This is a genomic window from Methylomagnum ishizawai (assembly GCF_019670005.1).
GTDB lineage: Bacteria > Pseudomonadota > Gammaproteobacteria > Methylococcales > Methylococcaceae > Methylomagnum > Methylomagnum ishizawai.
This window is the reverse complement of record NZ_AP019783.1, coordinates 2,194,053-2,211,803: the sequence shown is the minus strand read 5'-3', so window position 1 is coordinate 2,211,803 and position 17,751 is coordinate 2,194,053. Positions and strand designations below refer to the sequence as shown.

Genomic DNA, 17,751 nt, shown 5'->3' with positions numbered 1-17,751 from the left:
AGGGCATAGCGATGGAATTGGCTAACCAAAACGGATCGCGGGCGGCGATGCTGGCCCTCTGCGCCGCGCTGCTGCTCGCGGGCGGCGCAGCCGGGGCCGCGCCCAAATCGCCCTCACAGGACGCGGGACTCAAGGAAGTGCTGCGCAAGGCCCAGGGCGTGCTGCATCAACTCAGCGCGGAAAAAGCCGCGCTCGAAGCCGAGAAAGCCACCCTCCTCGGCGAAAAGGCCGCGCTGGAAAACCGGGTGAAAACCTTGGAGCAGGCCGTCCACAAGCTGGAACCCCTGCCCGCCGAACTCGAACAGTGCAAGAAAACCGGGACCGACGCCCTGCAAAGCGCCAAGGCCGATTTCGAAGCCAGGATCGAACAAGCCAAGGGCCGCGAACAAACCCTTATGGGCAGGCAACGCGATATCGTCGCCAAGGCCAAGGATATCCAGGCCGACAACCAGCTTTTGGTCGAGGCGGTGAAGGAACGCGAGCAATGGGTCGCCCAATGCGGCGAGCGCAACCGCGGCCTGTTGAACGCGAATAAGGAATTGCTGGAGAAGTACAAGGAAAAAGGCTTCTGGGACAAAGTGACCGACCTCGAACCCCTGACCGGGCTGGGCAAGGTCCAGACCGAGAACGCCGCCGAGGACTACCGCTACAAGCTCCACCAGCTCAAGGCCACGCCGTTCCAACCGGCGGTCGCGCCCCAGGAAGGCCAGCCCGCGCCGGCGGCGGTGGAAGAAGAAGGCACGGGGGAACAGCCATGAAGCCGTACCGCATCCGGGCCGCGGGCCTGTGCCTGGGCTTGAGCTTGGTCCATCCCCCGGCCTGGGCCGAGCCGACTCCTTCCGAACCCGCCCCGGCCGCCACCGCCGAACCGGCCCCGGCCCCCTCCACGCCCAGCTTCGATGTGTACGATTACCACATCGAAGGCAACACCGTGCTGGACGTGGAAACGGTGGAACGGGCGGTCTATCCCTTCCTGGGTCCGGGCAAGACCATCGACGATGTGGAAAAAGCCCGCGCCGCCCTGGAAGCCACCTACCGCGACAAGGGCTATCCCACCGTCGTGGTCGATATCCCGGAACAGGACGTGAACCAGAACACCGTGCGGCTGAAAGTGGTGGAAGGCAGCGTGGAAATCCTCAGGGTCACGGGAGCCCGCTATTATTCGCTGGGCAAGATACGCGAAGGCGTCCCGGCCCTGGCCGAGGGCCGAGTGCCCTATATGCCCGCCGTGCAGGAGCAAATCGGCAAGCTGGCCCAGGAATCCGCCGACCGCAGCGTGACCCCGGTATTCCGGGCCGGTTCGACCCCCGGCCAGATGGAAGTGGAACTCAAGGTCAAGGACGAACTGCCGATGCATGGCAGCGTGGAAATCAATGGCCGCAACACCGAACACACCACCCGCACCCGCCTGATCGGCTCGATCCGCTACGACAACCTGTGGCAGATGTTCCACAGCGCCTCGCTGCAATACCAGGTTTCCCCGGAGAACAGCGACGAGGTGGAAGTCTGGTCCGGCACCTACGTCCTCCCGACCGGCTGGGCCGATACCCGCTTGGCGCTGTACGGCATCGGCATCAGTTCCAACACCAATCTCGGGGCCAGCGTGGGCGGCACGGCGGTGGTCGGCACCGGCTCGATCTACGGCGCCCGCCTGGTGAAGCCCCTGCCCGCCCGCGACAGCTACACCCATAGCCTGACCTTCGGCTTCGACTACAAGGATTTCAACCAGGGCGTGACCCTGGTCGGCCAGGACACCGGCAACACGCCCATCCACTATATCCCCTTGATGCTGGGCTACGACGCCACCTGGCGCGGCGGGGAATGGGCCACCAGCCTGAACGCCGCCGGGCATTTCTCGATCCGGGGCATGGACAACAATGCCGAGGAATTCGAGAACAAGCGCTACAACGCCAAGCCGGATTTCTTCTATTTCACCGCCGACCTCAAGCACCGCCAGGATTTGCCCTACGATCTGGTGATGCTGGCGCGGGCTTCGGGGCAGATTTCCGACCAGCCCTTGATCAGCAACGAGCAATTCGCGGTGGGCGGGATGCAGAGCGTGCGCGGCTATTACCAAACCCAGCAATTGGGCGACAGCGGGCTGAACCTGTCGGCGGAACTCTATAGCCCCAGGCTGTGGCCGGAAGGCGCGGACTATGTCCAGAACCTCCGGCTGCTGGCCTTCTACGACTGGGCCTATCTGTGGATACAGGACGCCTTGCCAGGGAATCCCAGCTATTACAAGCTGGCCGCGACCGGGGTGGGCTTGCGGACCCAGATACTCCGGCATTTCGTGGGCGAGCTGGATTGGGGCTATCCCTTCTACCGGCAGGGCACGGTGGATGTCGGGCAGCAGCGGATCGATTTCAGGGTGAGCTACGAGTTTTAGGGAAGCGCGGGGATGGTGGGCTTTGGCATGACGTAATAACATGGGGCTTCCGCAATCTCCGTGAGCCTTGCCCACATGACCTCGATCCCCACGCCATCCCGCCCGAAACGCCCGGCCCGTTTGGGATTCCGGGCCACCCCCGAACAGGAGGCTTTGCTGCAAAGAGCCGCCGCGGCCCGCCATAAATCCCTGGCCGAATTCGTCCTCGATAGCGCTTGCGCCGCGGCCGAGCAAACCCTGCTCGACCAACGCCTGTTCATGGTGCCGGGCAGCGAATACGCGGCCCTGCTCGAACTCTTGGACCAACCACCGCAAGACAACCCCGGCTTACAGCGCTTATTCGCAAAACCGGAACCTTGGGACAAGCCTTGAGCCTGTCGCCGCCCGAGCCACTGTCGGACCCGCACACGCTCGAAGGCTTCGATTGCGGTCGGCCCGGTTTGAACGACTGGCTGGTCCGGTATGCCCGGCAAGCGCAGGGCAGCGGTTCGGCCCGGACTTTCGTGGTCGCGGACGCCGGGCGCGTGGTGGGTTACTACAGCTTGAGCGTGGGCCAGATCGACACCATGGATGCGCCCGAACGAATTCGCAAAGGAATGGGGCGATACCCGATCCCGGTGGTCCTGCTGGCACGGCTGGCCGTAGCGGTTTCCCACCAAGGGCTGGGTATTGGATCGGGATTGCTGCGGGACGCCATCCGCCGTAGCGCGATCATCGCGGAACACGCGGGCGTCCGCGCCCTGATGACCCAGCCCATCGACGGCGACGCCGTCCGGTTCTACGAAGGCTTCGGCTTCTGTCGCGCCCCCACCGCCGCCAACTATTGGCTTTTGTTGCTCAAGGACGCCCGCCGATTATTGGGCAAGGGATGACGAACCCGCCCCAGCCCGCTGGAAACTTCCGCTACACCTCCACCGGCTCCGCCTTCTCCGCCACCCCGATCAAGCCATACCGCGCCAGCCGCGCCCGGAGGATATTGCGGCTGATATCCAGCAAGCGGGCGGTATGCACCTGGTTATGCTCGCAATAATCGTAGGCCGAGCGGATCAGGGTCTCCTGGATGGTTTCCATCAGATTGGGCGGGGCTTGCTCGAACAGGCGGAACAGCACCCGGCGCAATTCGCCGCTATCGGCCTGGGGTTCCGCCAACGTGGCCGGGCGCTGGAACGAGGTCGAGGAAAAATGCAGGTCCGTGGGCTTCAGCGCGGAACCCGCGCAGACCAAGAGGGCATGGTGGATGACGTTCTCCAGTTCGCGGATATTGCCCGGCCATTCGTATTCCTGGAGCCGCCGCGCCGCCTCCTGGGTCAAGGACACCCCGCTCCGCCCCAACCGCTCCGCATAGACCCGCAGGAAATGCAGGACCAAGGGCAGGATATCGCCCGGCCTTTCGCGCAGGGGCGGCAGGTCCAACGGCGCGACATTGAGCCGGTAGAACAAATCCTCGCGGAAGGTGCCGGCCCGGACCGCCTGTTCCAGGTTGACATTGGTGGCGGCGATCAAGCGCACGTCGATGGGCGTGGGTTGGCGCGAACCGACCCGCACGATCTCGCGCTCCTGCAACACCCGCAGCAGCTTGACCTGCACGCCCAGGGGCAAATCGCCGATCTCGTCCAGGAACAAGGTGCCGCCGTGGGCGGTTTCGAACCAGCCCGATTTGGCCTGCACCGCCCCGGTGAAGGCACCCTTCTCGTGGCCAAATAGCTCGCTCTCGATCAGGGTTTCCGGCAGGGCCGCGCAATTCACCGCCACGAACGGCCCACCGGCGCGGCGGCTCAGGGCGTGGACCTGGCGGGCCACCAGTTCCTTGCCGGTGCCGGTCTCGCCGATCACCAGGACGCTGGCCTCGCTGGGCGCGATGCGTTCGAGCCGGGCGAACAGGGCTTGCGAGCGCGGGTCCTCGAACACCAGGGCCGTGGCGCGGATGGACAGGCTCAAAGCCCTGGGTTCCGGGAAGGTCAACACCGGCGGGGCGCGGTCATGCCCCACGGCACTGCGGAATTCGTGGAACAAGGCTTCGGTGATGGGGGTGGAAAAGGTGTCTGTGGCTAGCGTGTCCATGGTTTTGATCGAGGGATTCCCAAAAAACAATCAACCGGCGGACAGGAAACCGACCGGGCCGGGCTTGCAGATGGCGACTATAGCAACAGTGATCCACATCAAAAATAATAAAAACGTCTTCTTTAATTCGCAGAGGTTATAAAAAACCGGATAGCCACGGCAGACCCAATTCCGCAAACCGATTTTAATAACAAAAAAGAATTAAAGAATCATCTTTGATTCTTTCATCGCATATAAAACTTCGATTAAAGTCTCCCCCCGAAGCCGTCAGCGCCGCACAGGTAAACCAAACCCACCGCGGCGCCCCCTAGTGCCGACCGGACCACCGGAAGCCAGCGTCTCCCACCATGGAACGCTGGTTTTTTTTGGCCCGCGACCGCACGCCCAGGCACCACGTAACCGGAGATTGCCATGCCGCATTGGTACGAAGACAACTCGCACGCCATCGGCCATACGCCCTTGGTCAGGCTCAACCGCGTCACCGACGGGGCACAGGCCACCGTGCTCGCCAAGATCGAAGGCCGGAATCCCGCCTATTCGGTGAAATGCCGGATCGGGGCCGCCATGGTCTGGGACGCCGAACGCCGCGGCCTGTTGGGTCCGGGCAAGGCCCTGGTGGAACCGACCAGCGGCAATACCGGCATCGCCCTGGCTTTCGTGGCGGCGGCGCGGGGCATCCCCCTGACCCTGACCATGCCCGAAACCATGAGCCTGGAACGCCGCAAGCTCCTGATCGCCTACGGGGCCAAGCTGGTCCTGACCGAAGGCTCCAAAGGCATGGCCGGGGCGGTGGCCAAGGCCGAGGAGATCGCCGCTTCCGACCCGGAGCGCTACGTGTTGCTGCAACAGTTCAAGAACCCGGCCAACCCGGCCATCCACGAAGCCACCACCGGCCCGGAAATCTGGGACGACACCGGCGGGGCCATCGATATTTTGGTGTCCGGGGTCGGCACCGGCGGCACGATCACCGGGGTGTCGCGCTATATCAAACACGCCAAGGGCAAGCCGATCCTCGCGGTGGCGGTGGAACCCGCCGCCAGCCCGGTCCTCAGCCAAAAGCGGGCCGGTGAGCCGCTACAACCCGCCCCCCACAAAATCCAGGGCATCGGCGCGGGCTTCGTGCCGGAAGTGTTGGATTTGGCGCTGGTGGACGCCGTGGAGCGGGTCGGCAACGAGGAGGCCATCGAGTTCGCCCGCCGCCTGACCCGCGAGGAAGGCATCCTCTCGGGGATTTCCTGCGGGGCCGCCGCCGCTGTCGCGGTGCGCCTGGCCAAGCGGCCCGAACACGCTGGCAAGACCATCGTGGTGGTGCTGCCGGATTCCGGCGAGCGTTATCTGAGTTCGGTGTTATTCGAGGGGGTGTTCGATGCTCACGGATTCGCGGCTTGATCCCTTGCACCAGCGGACCGCTCCCGTGTCCGAGTCCCCGTCCCAATTCGATATCGAGCCCATCGTCGCCGAGTTGCGGGCCTTGCGCGAGCTTTCCCTGGAAAACCGCCGGCGCGAGCGCCGCCCGCCCAAATTGCCCTCGCGCAAGGTCTTGGTCGAGATCGTGGACGGACTCGCCACCGCCCTGTTCCCCAACCGGCTGGGCCATGGCGACCTATCCCTGGAAGGGGTGGATTATTTCGTGGGCCATACCCTGGACGCCCATCTGCGGTCTTTGCTGGGCCAGGTGCGGCGCGAATTGCGCTTCGCCGCCGAGCAGGCGGGCACCCAGGACACCGACAGCGACGCCCGCGCCCTGGACATCGTCCGCCGCTTCGCCGCCCGTTTGCCCCAGGTCCGCGCCCTGCTGGAAAGCGACCTGGAAGCGGCCTACCAGGGCGACCCCGCCGCCCGCAGCGTGGACGAGGTCTTGGTGTGCTATCCCGGCATCGCCGCCGTCACCTGCCACCGGCTCGCCCATGAACTGCACCGGCTGGGCGTGCCCTTGATCGCCCGCATGATCGCCGAGATCGCCCATTCCGCCACCGGCATCGATATCCATCCGGGGGCCACCATCGGCGGCAGCTTCTTCATCGACCACGGCACCGGGGTGGTGATCGGCGAGACCGCCATCATCGGCCAGCGGGTGCGCTTGTACCAAGCCGTCACCCTCGGGGCCAAACGCTTCCCGGTGGACGAGAACGGCGTCCTGCTCAAGGGCAACGCCCGCCATCCCATCGTGGAAGACGACGTGGTGATCTACGCCGGGGCCACCATCCTGGGCCGCATCACCCTGGGCCGGGGCTCGACCATCGGCGGCAATGTCTGGCTGACCCGCAGCGTGCCCCCCAACAGCAATATCACCCAGGCCCAGGCCCGCAACGAGGTCTTCGACGGCGGGGCCGGGATTTAATCCCCCAGTTTTCTCGTTCCCACGCGCCGCGTGGGAATGCGTCCGGGGCGCACCGCGCCCCATCCGGCCCCAGGGCCACTCCCGGTGCCCGCGCCCCGCGCGGGCACCCGCCACAAAAACCAGAGCGAACCACTATGGCAGAAAACCAAGACATCCAACGGGCGCTAGGCGATGCCGCCGCCCGCCAACTCGCCAACGCCACCAAGACCGTTCCCCAGCTCACCACGATCACGCCGCGCTGGCTGGTCCACCTGCTGCCCTGGATCGGGGTCGAGGCCGGTATCTACCGCCTCAACAAAGTAAAGGACGCCTCCCGCGTGCTGACCGCCTGCTCCCAGCGCGACGAGCGCGACCTGCCGGAAACCTTCGTCGATTACGACGAGAATCCCAGGGAATATTTCCTCAGCGCCGTGACCACGGTGGTGGACGTGCATACCCGCGTGTCCGACCTCTACGGCAGCCCGCACGACCAGATCAAGGAACAGCTGCGCCTCACCATCGAAACCATCAAGGAACGCCAGGAAAACGAGTTGCTCAACAACCCGGAATACGGCCTGCTCAACAACGTCCACCCCGACCAGAAAATCTCCACCCTGTCCGGCCCGCCGACCCCGGACGACCTGGACGAACTCATCACCAAGGTGTGGAAGGAACCGGCCTTCTTCCTGGCCCATCCCAAGGCCATCGCCGCCTTTGGCCGCGAATGCACCCGCCGCGGCGTGCCGCCACCCACCGCCAACCTGTTCGGCTCGCCGTTCCTGACCTGGCGCGGTTTGCCGCTGGTGCCCTGCGACAAGGTGCCGGTCGAGGACGGCAAGACCAAAATCCTCCTGCTCAGGACCGGCGAGGGCCGCCAGGGCGTGGTGGGCCTGTACCAGCCGGGCTTGCCGGGCGAACAGGGCCTGGGCCTGTCGGTGAAATTCATGGGCATCAGCCGCAAGGCCATCGCCTCCTATCTGGTGTCTTTGTACTGCTCGCTGGCCGTCCTGACCGAGGACGCCCTGGCCGTGCTCGAAAACGTCGATGTGGGCAAGTACCATGACTACAAGCCTGAATACCGCTAATCCGCCCGGCGGGACGGTGCCGTCCGGCCTGCCCGATCCGGCGGTGTTGGCCCGGCTCGCCAACGAGTTCTTCGCCACCCTGCCGGGAGCCTCCGGCGGGTCGGCCCTGAACGTGGCACCGGTGGCCGCATCCGCCGCGCCGCTGGGGGATTTGCCCGACGAAGCCGACCTCCGCAAGCTGCCCGCCGTCCTGGCGGGCGGCTCCGGCCAGCAACCGGCGGCGCTCGCCACCGCGCCCAGCGGCGGCGATGGCGAAGCGCCGTTGTATTTCCTGCGGGCGGCCCAGCCCGCCAGCGCCGGGACGGTGCCGGCGTTGCGGCCCGACCGGCCCGGCATCGACCCCAGCCTGAATTCGGTCCTGCCGAATGTGGTCTCCACCTTGGGACCGCGGGTGCAGCCACACCGCTCGGGGATTCCGGGTTCGCAATGGGGCTCGACGCCTCCGGCGACCCCCGGCGTCGAGGCGGGTTCCCTGCCCTTGGCGGGCGCGGTGCCGCCCGCCTCGGCCTTCCAGCAACCCAGCGAGGCCGGGCGCTACGCCCAGCCCGCCGCCGTGGCCGGCGCTCCGGGGCAACCCGCGGGACCGGCCGGGGCCAGCCCGTTCTATTTCCTGGACGCGGCCCAAACGACGCCGCCGCGCTCCGCGCCCCCGGTGGCACTCAAACCCCGCGATGGGGAATTCGAGTTCCCGGAGCTGACGGACATCCCTTCGCCGGGGACGCGGGCGGGCGTGCCCGGCTCGCAACCCGCGGGAACCGGCTGGACGCCGCCCCAAGGTTCGCCCGAGACCGCCGGGGGCGAGCTATCGGCCCTCTCTTTCTACTTCCTCGACGAACTCCACTCGACCTCGGGAGCCTCCCAGCCCGAACCGGCCCGCCCTGGGTCCGGACCCGGCCCCGGCCAGACCTCCGCCCATCCGGGCTTCGATGTGCTGGCCGTGCGCCGGGATTTCCCCATCCTCCAGGAACGCGTGCATGGACGCCCCCTCATCTGGCTGGACAACGCCGCCACCACCCAAAAACCCCAGGCGGTGATCGACCGGCTCGCGTATTTCTATTCCTGCGAAAACTCCAACATCCACCGGGCGGCCCACGAGTTGGCGGCACGCGCCACCGACGCCTACGAGGCGGCCAGGGACAAGGTCGCCCGGTTCCTCAACGCTTCCAGCAGCGACGAGATCGTCTTCGTGCGCGGCACCACCGAGGGCATCAACCTGATCGCCCAAAGCTGGGGCCGCCGCCATATCGGCAAGGACGACGAGATCGTCATCAGCTGGCTGGAGCATCACGCCAATATCGTGCCCTGGCAGCGGCTATGCGCCGAAACCGGGGCCAGGCTGCGGGTCGCCCCGGTGGACGACCGCGGCCAAATCCTGCTGGACGAATACGAGGGGCTATTCAACGCCCGCACCAAGCTGGTGGCGTTCTCCCAGGTCTCGAACGCGCTGGGCACGGTGACGCCCGCCCAGGAAATGATCGAAATCGCCCACCGCCACGGGGCGCGGGTCTTGCTAGACGGGGCGCAGGCGGTCTCGCATATGCGGGCCGATGTGCAGGCGCTGGATTGCGATTGGTATGTGTTTTCCGGCCACAAGGTGTTCGGACCGACCGGGATCGGGGCGGTGTATGGCAAGCTGGACCTGCTCAACGCCATGCCGCCTTGGCAGGGCGGCGGCAATATGATCCAGGACGTGACCTTCGAGCGCACGGTCTACCACGGAGCGCCCGCCCGTTTCGAGGCCGGGACCGGCAATATCGCCGACGCGGTGGGATTGGGCGCGGCCTTGGACTATGTCGAGCGGATCGGTATCGACAATATCAGCCGCTACGAGCATGAACTATTGTGCTATGCCACCGAGGGCTTGCTGGGCGTGCCCGGCCTGACCTTGATCGGCACCGCGCCGGACAAGGCCGGGGTGTTGTCCTTCGTGCTGCAAGGCTTCCGCCCGGAGGAAGTGGGCGAGGCGCTGAACCGCGAAGGGATCGCGGTGCGCTCCGGCCATCATTGCGCCCAGCCCATCCTGCGCCGTTTCGGGCAGGAGGCGACGGTGCGGCCTTCACTGGCGTTCTACAACACCCGCGCGGAAATCGACACCCTGGTCGATGCCGTGCGCCGGATCCAAGGCGGCAGTTATGGCCTGCGCCGCTGATTGAACCGCCCCGGAAACAGCCGATGCGCCTTCGCAGGCCATCGGCTTTTTTCCTGGATCGAGGCGGGGATGTGGGGGTGGAAGGGATATCCGCTCAGGCCATGGCTTTGGCGATGGCGAAGATTTCCTCGGCGTCGAGGATTTGGTTATTGGCCTCGAACAGCTTGGCGATGCAAGCCCGGTGCAGGGCCAGCTTCAAAGTGCCGAAACCGATGGCCCCCCACACGATCTTGCCCTCGCGCAGCGCGCCCCGGTCCATCATATCGGTGCCGCCGATGCCGATGGGCGGGGTGGCGTTGGCGTCGGCCATCAGTTCGATATTCGGGTTGTCCTGCCAATGGCGGGCTTCCAGGAGTTCCACCCCCGCCGCGCCCGCCGCGAACACGATCTGGGCCTCGGCGATGGCCCGGCCCCGCGCGTCGCCGTCGAACGCCTCGACCGGCACCAAATCGACCCCGAACCGCGCCTTCATGTCCTGGCAAGCCCGTTCGGCGCGGGCTAGCACGCGGGAAGTGATGGCGACCTCCGCCGCGCCCTCGCGGGCCAGCATCACCGCCGCCCGTTGGCCCACGGGTCCGGTCCCGGCCAGCACCACGGCGCGTTTCCCGGCGATGGCCCCGCTGCCCAGGAGCTTGGCCACGCCCGCCGCCGCCGTGGTGTTGCTGCCATTGCTGTCCAGCATCACCGAGACCCGGAAATCGGCGAAGAACTTCTTCTTCACCGCCTTCAGCAAGTCCTGTCCGGCCACCATATCGCTGCCGCCGACGAAGATCGCGGTATGCTTCTTGTCCTTGGGGGCGCGGGTGAAGATGGTGCCCTCGACCAAGGGACCGACGGTTTCGGGCGTCAAGCCGCCATGGCCGATGACCTGGTCGGCCCCGCCGTCGTAGGCCACCACGGTATCGAACACGGACGGATAGGTATCGGTATCGAATTGGAACAGGAGTTTTTTCATAGCCATGCGGAAAAGCTGGAGCCGGAATCTCCGGCGGGGGATGGGCACCCGAGGCCGGAGCCTCGGGCCGGAAGGATTGTCAACGGTAGCGCAGCGGCCCGTCTCTGGCAAATCAGGTTTCGGGGCGGGGCGGGTGCTTTATAATCCGGCCCCTTTTCCGCAGTACCGGCCCCAGGGAGCGACTCCATGATCAAAGACCAACCCATCGAACATTTCTTGGATGCACTGGCCAGCAAGGCACCCGCCCCCGGCGGCGGTAGCGCGGCGGCCATCATGGGGGCCATGGGCGCCGCCCTGGTGGGCATGGTGGGCAACCTGACCGTGGGTAAGAAGAACTACGAAGCGGTCGAGGACGAAATGCGGGCCATGCTGGCCCAGGCGGAGGACCTCCGCGCCCGCCTCACCGACCTGATCCGGGCCGATGTCGAGGCGTTCAACCAGGTGATGGGCGCCTACGGCCTGCCCAAGGACACCGACGCCCAGAAACAAGCCCGCACCGAGGCCATCCAGGCCGCGCTCAAGACCGCCACCGACGTGCCCTTGGACTGCGCCCGCGCCTGCGCCGAAATCGTCCGCCTGAGCCGGATCGCGGCGGAAAAGGGCAACCGCAACGTGGTCAGCGACGCCGGGGCGGCGGTGGCGGCGGGCTACGCGGCCCTACGCTGTTCGGCGCTGAACGTCCATGTCAACGTGGGTTCGATCAAGGACGGGGAATTCGTCGCCTCGCGCCTCGCCGAACTGGACCGCATCATGGCGGGCATGGAGGAGACGGACCGCGAGGTCTACGCCCTGGTGAAGGGCAAGCTTTAGGAGGATTCAAGCGCGGCCCGGCAACCGCCGCCGCCATGAAGGCACTGCCCCAGCATCAGAAAGACATCCGCTGGCTGTTCGCCTGGGCCAAGGCGCAAGCCTTGCCCATGCCGGACGGCGACCGCGCCACCGCCTTCGCCGAACGCATGGCGGTGATGATGTTCGAGGCCGGGCTGCCGGAACGGGAGGCGCGGGAAGCGGCGGCGCGTTCGACCCTGATCCCCCCCACCCACAGCGAGGACTCCCCGCCATGAGCGCTTTCCAAGCCCCCCCGTCCATCACCGTCCACCTCCAAGGCACGGGCGCGGTGCCGGTCGGCACCGTGTTCGGCATAGGCCGCAACTACGCCGCCCACGCCCGCGAACTCGGCAACGAACCGCCGCCGGAGCCGGTGGTCTTCCTCAAGGCGGCGACCTCGCTGCTGGACGGCGGCGGCGTGGTGGTCCTGCCGCCGGACAGCCGGGACGTGCAGCACGAATTGGAAATCGTCGTCCTGCTGGGCCGGGGCGGACGCCATATCCCGCCCGGAACGGCCCAGGACCATATCGCGGGCTATGGGCTGGGCATCGACATCACCGCCCGCGATTGGCAGCGCCAGGCCCAGGCCGAGGGCAATCCCTGGGCCATCGCCAAGGGTTGCGACAGCTTCGGTCCCATCAGCCCGTTCCTGCCCGCCGCGCAAGTGGCCGACCCGGCCCGGCTGGCCTTCGAACTCCGGGTCAACGGCCTGCTCCGCCAAGCCGGCAACACCGGGGACATGTTGTTCGGCTTCGGGGAGTTGGTCGCTTATCTCTCGCGCCATTTCAGCTTGCGGGCGGGGGACTTGATCTTCACCGGCACACCAGAGGGCGTCTCGCGCCTAGCGCCGGGGGATACGCTGGAAGCCCGCTTGCTGGACCACGGCTTGGCCTTGACGGCACAGGTCGCGGCGTCGGCGTGAGGCCCGGACCCCGTCGCAATCCACCACCCCGCCGAGATATCTCCCACCCAACCTGTTCCCGCCCGCGACACCGGATTCCACGGATGGATATTCCCATGAAAACCGTTGGTTTTTCCTTCCATCAAGCGATAACCCCGCGCTTCGACCATCCGATATGAAATCGGGACATCCCGATAATCTGGCGATTCCAGGTCGCCGCCACCGCTACAAATACACATCCATGGGCTTACAGTCCCGTCCGCAAAAAGGCATTTACACTTATTCCGCATCAAATAGCACACTCAACACTGAGAGATGCATTATTAAAATACAAAAACCAAATTAATGTAATTTTTAAATAAAATAAAATCTTTTATTTGGACAAAATTTTCAATGAGTGACATCCATGCTTGTTTCCACGGCACCTAGGGCTGCCACGGCGTACATGGGAGCGGCAAACCGGCGGGGACAGCCTCCAGCCATATCGGCACCGAACGATAACGGGAATAGGGGCAAAACCGGGCGATCCACCCACGTTCATCGCATCATAAAAACCCTTGCTAATACCACCATAAAAAAACAAATAAATATTATTTTATTATCCAAATTTACGCATCAGTAAATCATCAAAACCGGTGGCGCAATATCCCATCAAAGCCGGTCTCAAAACCCTCGCCACCAACCACCCAAACCACAAGTAACTTTTAAAATACAAGGCATCCCAAATCCGCGCCCAGCCCCCGTGGAGACAAAGCGCCCAATAACGCTAGCAAAAACCGCGATACACCTTGCAATATAAAAATTAAGCCATTGATTTTTATATAAAAAAATCCATATAAATCCCCTTTTAGCGCAGAGCCGCCTATTCCTATCGCAATAGCCCGCCTAAACTATCATAACCCTGGTGTGAATAAATTCACAAACACCCCCGGCAATCGTCCTTTACCCTGTACGCCCAGCGACCACGACCTCCCTAGGGTAAGGAATATGAGTGTCATCAAATTCCCCGGACGGCGCAAAACAACCACTGGCCCTGATACCACCCCGCACGAGCGCGGGGACACCCCTTACCGGGAAGATTACGGCCAGGAAGCGCCCTATTTTTCGGAAGCGGAACCCGGCTATGGCGACTACGGCGCCGAACGCCCCTATCCCCCCCACCCCGCCCCATCCCGCCCCAAATCCCGGAAAACCCTCTCGCCCGCCGAAGTCATCGCCCAATCCCTCAATCCCGCCGGATTCCGCGGCGGACGCCAACAGCCCCCCCGCTCCCCCGCCGAAATCATCGCCCAATCCCTCAACCCCCCAGGCTTCGCCCCGGCGGAGGAACTGCTCCGGCATTCCTTCTGGCAGGTCTGGCTACAGCACCACGACTACCTGCGCAAGAAAAGCCTGCACCTCTTGGACAGCCACCGCGAGGACGCGGAGGACGTCCTCAGCACGACCATGCTCAAGGCTTTGCATCATTTCGTGGAATCCGCCGGGGAAGTCGCCAATACCCAGGCCTGGCTGACGACGATCCTCCACAATGCCTGCATCGATGGGCACCGCAGCGCCAAGCGCCGACGGGATTTGTTCATGGAAGCGGAGGCGGAGGAGTACGAGAACCTGCCGCCGGAGCCGGGCGGCCGCGCCCAGTCCCCGGAGGACATCGTGAGGATCCGCCAGTCGCTGGAGGATTTATACCGCTCGATCCTGGAATTGCCCGCCGGCCTGCGCGAGCCGCTGCTGCTGCGGACCGTGGAACACCTGTCCTATGCCGAGATCGCCCGGCAACTGGGCTTGACCGAGGCCAACACCCGCAAGCGCGTCCAGCAAGCCCGCGACCAACTCCGTGGGGGCCGCCTCCGCGATAGCCTGGGCGACCACCCGGACGATTACTGATCCGTCCCGGAGGGGGAACGGCGCGGACCGCGACCGCCCCCGCTCCAAGCCGGGCCGGAACACGGCCCGTTCCAGCCCCACCATACCCCAAGCCTGGACTTCAGGCCGCGTCGACCGCCGGTTCCGGCGCGTCGTCCTCCGGCACCGGAACGGACGGTTCGGTCCCGTCGGCTACGGCCCCGACCGCCGGGACCGGTTCGGCGGGCGGTTTGGCCTCCCCGCCCGGCAGCCGTCTCGCGACTTCCTCCGCGATCAGGACCTTGAGGGCCTCGAGGAATTGCTGGGTCGCCATCGCCCGCTGGGCGGCGGCGCTCTTGGCGGCGAGGGTGCCCGGCGTGGTCAGGAGGCTCAGGGCGACGATCAACTTCTCGGTGGGGGTGGATCCCACGGGCACCACCACCTCGCGCGCCGGCATGGCGTCATGCGCCGCCGGGACCGGGGCCGGTTCCACGCCCCCGGCGGCTTCCTGGCCATCCACCACGACGCCCGCGTCGGCCTCCGGGACCACGGCGGCTCCCGGCGACGGACCCGCAGGGCCGGGCGGCGTGTCCGGGCTGCGCTGGGTGTTGGCGACCGCCTGGGTCACGGCCTGCCTTTGGGCGGCGATGGCCTCGGCCAGGGTGGCGCGTTGCGATTCGAAGGAGCGCCGGATCGCATCGCGATGGGCCATGGCGGCCTGGAGGATTTGCACCGTGGGATAGGGGCTGGGGGCCGGGGGTTGTCCGGGGTTGGGTTCGGGCTGGGCGGCGGTGGTCATGGTTTCACATCGTCGGGTTGGAGGGTGGTAGGGAATGGCGCTTCCGCCTCGGCGGGATGGCGGGCGATGTCAGAAACCCCAGGTATTTCAGCCGCCGCCTTTGGTTAAAGGATAATCTTTCAACATATCCGCTTGCTTATCTTCTGGCGCGGCATTTATTTTTTCCAGCCAAGCCTTGATCTGGGTGATTTGCCCATCATTATACGGGCTGGGCACTGGCCTATTATCCACAATGATTTTTGCGGCACCCAAAACCACGGAGCTATTATTAAATGGCTCGATCTTGGCGCTTATTTTTGGATACATCGCGGCGATGAAAATCGCGCAAAAGCCCTCGGTACCGCCATTGAAGGCATAACCATAAAAGGCATTCGGCACGCCATTTAAGAATTCCAGGAATCCCTGAATATCCTGGGTTTGTGCAGAACCATAGCCATAAGGGGAAATACGGCGTCCTCCGATAATTAATTGTTCCAGCATCGGCCAGTTATAGGGATCGATGCGCGGATACCGCCCGGCGAACAACACGGCGAGGCCAGTTTGGTCCATGCCGTTGAAGTCCACGGTTGCCTCGCCCACGATGATTTCCATGAAACCGAGCAGGTCGGCGACATTGGGCCGGATGGCTGGGAGGGTATTATTTATTGCAACTTCATCGGACAAAGCCAATATTTTTTTCATTCCGTCGAGTACGTTGTTGCAGCAAGCCGCGAACCGCTTATCCATGTCGGACCCAACGAGCTTTTGTATGATTTTCCGATAATCCCCTTGAAAACCCTCAACACTTAGTTGAACAAGCTCCGCCGCACTCTGTATCCAAAAAACCTTATCCGACTTGAACCATGCTGGCACCAGTTTCTGCTTTTCCTTATCCTTGCCCAAGGATAATTCCAGGAAGCCCGCACTTTGTAGGAACTCCTCGGCATCGTAGGACAAGCCATTGCCGGTTTTCACCGTCCCGCGCATATCGAAGCCGGTGATGCCCTCGACCTGGCTGCGGATGACCCCGAGTTGGTCGGCGGCCGCCAAAGGTGCCTGGTTCAGTCTCCGGCATAGCTCGCCCATTTTTTCCTTGGCCTGCCCCTTGGCGAGTGCGACCGCAGAAGCGCCTATGACTTCCAAGCCGGTATATTTGGTCGTGCCCGGCAACTGCAAGCCCAACACGACGCCTTGGGAATCGTAGCCGAAGCGCTGGTTTTTATCGTAGATCGGTTCCAGGGCTGTTTTATTCAAAATCGGCTGCATCACTTTGGCGGGACCGATTCTGGTCACACCTTGCCCGTCTTTGGTTGCCATGATTTCGGTCGCGCCAGGGTCCTGGCCTAGGGCGTACACCAAAAAATCCACATCAATATTCTTTTCATCGACCTTTGAGTTTTTATCCTTGGGATCGGCGAGTATTTTATATTTAATCCTTACCTTAGGCCCGAACTCGCCCACAATCTCCCACTCCCTATCGATATGATTGACTATACTCATCTCAACCAGTTTTATAGCTTCCTTCCCGGATTTTTTTGCTCCATTAGTATATTTTATTTCATAATGCTCGGTCGATAGCCAAGCTATCTTTCCACCATATTTAAGTAGATATTTAAGATCGAACTCCAATCCCAAGGCTTCTATGACCGCGTCTATCCCCGCGTTGGCCCCTACCACCGCCACGGAATTACCTTTGCCGGACGCCTTGCTGTTGCGCAAATACCCACAATACCGCATAAAGCTATCCAAATCCATAATACGGTATCCCGGTTTTCCATAGACACCAAGGCCGGGGACAACGATTTGTTTCTTGGCTTGATCGTATCTCTTCAAGTTTATCAAAGTCTTCTTCAGGCTCTCCGAAAGTTCCACGGTATGCGGACCGGCACCGCCCCCATAGACCACCTTGAGCGCCTTTATTTCTTTTATGGTTTTCTGATCATTTAGCAACCCATAAAAAATAGATATTATATCGATGGAGTCGCCCTTTTCCGCCGACCAAAGCAATGTTCCATCCGACGAATATCGAGCCTGCCCCTCGGCCAATACGATCTTAGCGGTATTCATTTCGACTACCAGGGCGGCATCCAGATATTCTACCCTCAAATCAGAAACCTCCTTAGCCACCTCTTGATAAAGCCGAACCCATTCTTCGATAATATGCTTATTGTCATTCACCAGCGCCTCTCTTGTGGTCGGCTGCTGGGGTTCGGGTTTGCGTTCCGCGGCGCTGCGTCCATAGAGATACTTGGCATGGTTGACGATGCCCGCGTCGCCCCGGACGATAGCTTCCCAGGCATCCGGCCCCCCGATGATGCAAATGCTTTTGGCCCAGCCCAAATCGGCCATATACAGATAGGTGGCGATGCTATAACCCCGCCCCACCAGCACAACGTCGTAATCGAAATCCGCCATTTTCCATACCCCGCCGTTTTGTAGTTCA

16 protein-coding genes are annotated in these 17,751 nt (G+C 63.6%); 12 read left to right on the top strand and 4 right to left on the bottom strand.

Annotation, left to right across the window (positions count from 1 at the left end; translation table 11 throughout):
• The first annotated feature begins 11 nt into the window (after positions 1-11).
• From K5658_RS10165 to K5658_RS10150, 4 genes are read left to right on the top strand one after another with little or no spacing between them, the layout of a single operon-like run.
• Positions 12-758: a hypothetical protein gene (locus K5658_RS10165; RefSeq protein ID WP_221066809.1), complete on the top strand. Its 747-nt coding sequence runs from the start codon at positions 12-14 to the stop codon at positions 756-758.
• Positions 755-2,389: a ShlB/FhaC/HecB family hemolysin secretion/activation protein gene (locus K5658_RS10160; protein ID WP_221066808.1), complete on the top strand. Its 1,635-nt coding sequence runs from the start codon at positions 755-757 to the stop codon at positions 2,387-2,389. The genes K5658_RS10165 and K5658_RS10160 overlap by 4 nt, the downstream gene beginning before the upstream one ends.
• A 60-nt stretch (positions 2,390-2,449) precedes the next feature.
• Positions 2,450-2,761 (top strand): type II toxin-antitoxin system TacA family antitoxin, encoded by a 312-nt coding sequence (locus K5658_RS10155; protein WP_246628613.1) that lies wholly within the window; start codon positions 2,450-2,452, stop codon positions 2,759-2,761.
• Entirely contained in the window at positions 2,746-3,261 is a 516-nt protein-coding gene (locus tag K5658_RS10150; protein ID WP_246628612.1) for a GNAT family N-acetyltransferase, read from the top strand. Before K5658_RS10155 ends, K5658_RS10150 begins: the two co-directional genes overlap by 16 nt.
• 31 nt (positions 3,262-3,292) lie before the next feature.
• Here K5658_RS10150 and K5658_RS10145 read toward each other — a convergent pair whose 3' ends face one another.
• Complete coding sequence (locus K5658_RS10145; RefSeq protein WP_221066807.1) at positions 3,293-4,450, bottom strand: sigma-54 interaction domain-containing protein; 1,158 nt, start codon at positions 4,448-4,450, stop codon at positions 3,293-3,295.
• Positions 4,451-4,861: 411 nt separating this feature from the next.
• Here K5658_RS10145 and cysK point away from each other — a divergent pair, with 411 nt between their 5' ends.
• From cysK to K5658_RS23525, 4 genes are all read left to right on the top strand, one after another.
• Positions 4,862-5,839: a cysteine synthase A gene (cysK, locus tag K5658_RS10140; RefSeq protein WP_221066806.1), complete on the top strand. Its 978-nt coding sequence runs from the start codon at positions 4,862-4,864 to the stop codon at positions 5,837-5,839.
• Positions 5,817-6,791, top strand: a complete 975-nt coding sequence (epsC, locus tag K5658_RS10135) for a serine O-acetyltransferase EpsC (protein ID WP_221066805.1) — start codon at positions 5,817-5,819, stop codon at positions 6,789-6,791. Before cysK ends, epsC begins: the two co-directional genes overlap by 23 nt.
• Positions 6,792-6,925: 134 nt before the next feature.
• On the top strand, positions 6,926-7,855 hold the full coding sequence (locus K5658_RS10130) for a family 2A encapsulin nanocompartment shell protein (RefSeq protein ID WP_221066804.1): 930 nt from the start codon (positions 6,926-6,928) through the stop codon (positions 7,853-7,855).
• On the top strand, positions 7,830-10,004 hold the full coding sequence (locus K5658_RS23525) for a family 2A encapsulin nanocompartment cargo protein cysteine desulfurase (RefSeq protein ID WP_246628611.1): 2,175 nt from the start codon (positions 7,830-7,832) through the stop codon (positions 10,002-10,004). The genes K5658_RS10130 and K5658_RS23525 overlap by 26 nt, the downstream gene beginning before the upstream one ends.
• 94 nt (positions 10,005-10,098) lie before the next feature.
• On the opposite strand, the gene K5658_RS10120 is transcribed toward K5658_RS23525, so the two are convergent.
• Positions 10,099-10,959: an NADP-dependent methylenetetrahydromethanopterin/methylenetetrahydrofolate dehydrogenase gene (locus tag K5658_RS10120; protein WP_221066952.1), complete on the bottom strand. Its 861-nt coding sequence runs from the start codon at positions 10,957-10,959 to the stop codon at positions 10,099-10,101.
• A gap of 186 nt (positions 10,960-11,145) precedes the next feature.
• Between K5658_RS10120 and fchA the strand changes: the two genes are divergently transcribed.
• The 4 genes from fchA to K5658_RS10100 all read left to right on the top strand — a co-directional run bounded on the left by fchA (position 11,146) and on the right by K5658_RS10100 (position 14,572).
• A complete protein-coding gene (gene fchA / locus K5658_RS10115) occupies positions 11,146-11,769 on the top strand; it encodes a methenyltetrahydrofolate cyclohydrolase (protein WP_221066803.1) in 624 nt (207 codons plus the stop codon).
• A gap of 35 nt (positions 11,770-11,804) precedes the next feature.
• The gene (locus K5658_RS10110; RefSeq protein WP_221066802.1) at positions 11,805-12,023 is read left to right on the top strand and encodes a hypothetical protein; all 219 of its coding nucleotides are present in this window, start codon (positions 11,805-11,807) and stop codon (positions 12,021-12,023) included.
• On the top strand, positions 12,020-12,709 hold the full coding sequence (locus tag K5658_RS10105; protein WP_221066801.1) for a fumarylacetoacetate hydrolase family protein: 690 nt from the start codon (positions 12,020-12,022) through the stop codon (positions 12,707-12,709). Before K5658_RS10110 ends, K5658_RS10105 begins: the two co-directional genes overlap by 4 nt.
• 966 nt (positions 12,710-13,675) lie before the next feature.
• Positions 13,676-14,572, top strand: a complete 897-nt coding sequence (locus K5658_RS10100) for an RNA polymerase sigma factor (RefSeq protein WP_221066800.1) — start codon at positions 13,676-13,678, stop codon at positions 14,570-14,572.
• Positions 14,573-14,672: 100 nt separating this feature from the next.
• Here K5658_RS10100 and K5658_RS10095 read toward each other — a convergent pair whose 3' ends face one another.
• Both K5658_RS10095 and K5658_RS10090 read right to left on the bottom strand, forming a co-directional pair.
• Complete coding sequence (locus K5658_RS10095) at positions 14,673-15,329, bottom strand: hypothetical protein (RefSeq protein WP_221066799.1); 657 nt, start codon at positions 15,327-15,329, stop codon at positions 14,673-14,675.
• Positions 15,330-15,416: 87 nt separating this feature from the next.
• Positions 15,417-17,723, bottom strand: coding sequence for a hypothetical protein (locus K5658_RS10090; RefSeq protein ID WP_221066798.1), 2,307 nt, complete (start codon positions 17,721-17,723; stop codon positions 15,417-15,419).
• Positions 17,724-17,751: the final 28 nt, after the last annotated feature.

Excerpts from the sequence above, each read along its gene's own strand:
- K5658_RS10165 (WP_221066809.1), top strand. The coding sequence starts at position 12 with ATGGAATTGGCTAACCAAAACGGATCGCGGGCGGCGATGCTGGCCCTC.
- K5658_RS10160 (WP_221066808.1), top strand. The coding sequence starts at position 755 with ATGAAGCCGTACCGCATCCGGGCCGCGGGCCTGTGCCTGGGCTTGAGC.
- K5658_RS10145 (WP_221066807.1), bottom strand. The coding sequence starts at position 4,450 with ATGGACACGCTAGCCACAGACACCTTTTCCACCCCCATCACCGAAGCC.
- cysK (WP_221066806.1), top strand. The coding sequence starts at position 4,862 with ATGCCGCATTGGTACGAAGACAACTCGCACGCCATCGGCCATACGCCC.
- epsC (WP_221066805.1), top strand. The coding sequence starts at position 5,817 with ATGCTCACGGATTCGCGGCTTGATCCCTTGCACCAGCGGACCGCTCCC.
- K5658_RS10130 (WP_221066804.1), top strand. The coding sequence starts at position 6,926 with ATGGCAGAAAACCAAGACATCCAACGGGCGCTAGGCGATGCCGCCGCC.
- K5658_RS23525 (WP_246628611.1), top strand. The coding sequence starts at position 7,830 with ATGACTACAAGCCTGAATACCGCTAATCCGCCCGGCGGGACGGTGCCG.
- K5658_RS10120 (WP_221066952.1), bottom strand. The coding sequence starts at position 10,959 with ATGAAAAAACTCCTGTTCCAATTCGATACCGATACCTATCCGTCCGTG.
- fchA (WP_221066803.1), top strand. The coding sequence starts at position 11,146 with ATGATCAAAGACCAACCCATCGAACATTTCTTGGATGCACTGGCCAGC.
- K5658_RS10110 (WP_221066802.1), top strand. The coding sequence starts at position 11,805 with ATGAAGGCACTGCCCCAGCATCAGAAAGACATCCGCTGGCTGTTCGCC.
- K5658_RS10105 (WP_221066801.1), top strand. The coding sequence starts at position 12,020 with ATGAGCGCTTTCCAAGCCCCCCCGTCCATCACCGTCCACCTCCAAGGC.
- K5658_RS10100 (WP_221066800.1), top strand. The coding sequence starts at position 13,676 with ATGAGTGTCATCAAATTCCCCGGACGGCGCAAAACAACCACTGGCCCT.
- K5658_RS10095 (WP_221066799.1), bottom strand. The coding sequence starts at position 15,329 with ATGACCACCGCCGCCCAGCCCGAACCCAACCCCGGACAACCCCCGGCC.
- K5658_RS10090 (WP_221066798.1), bottom strand. The coding sequence starts at position 17,723 with ATGGCGGATTTCGATTACGACGTTGTGCTGGTGGGGCGGGGTTATAGC.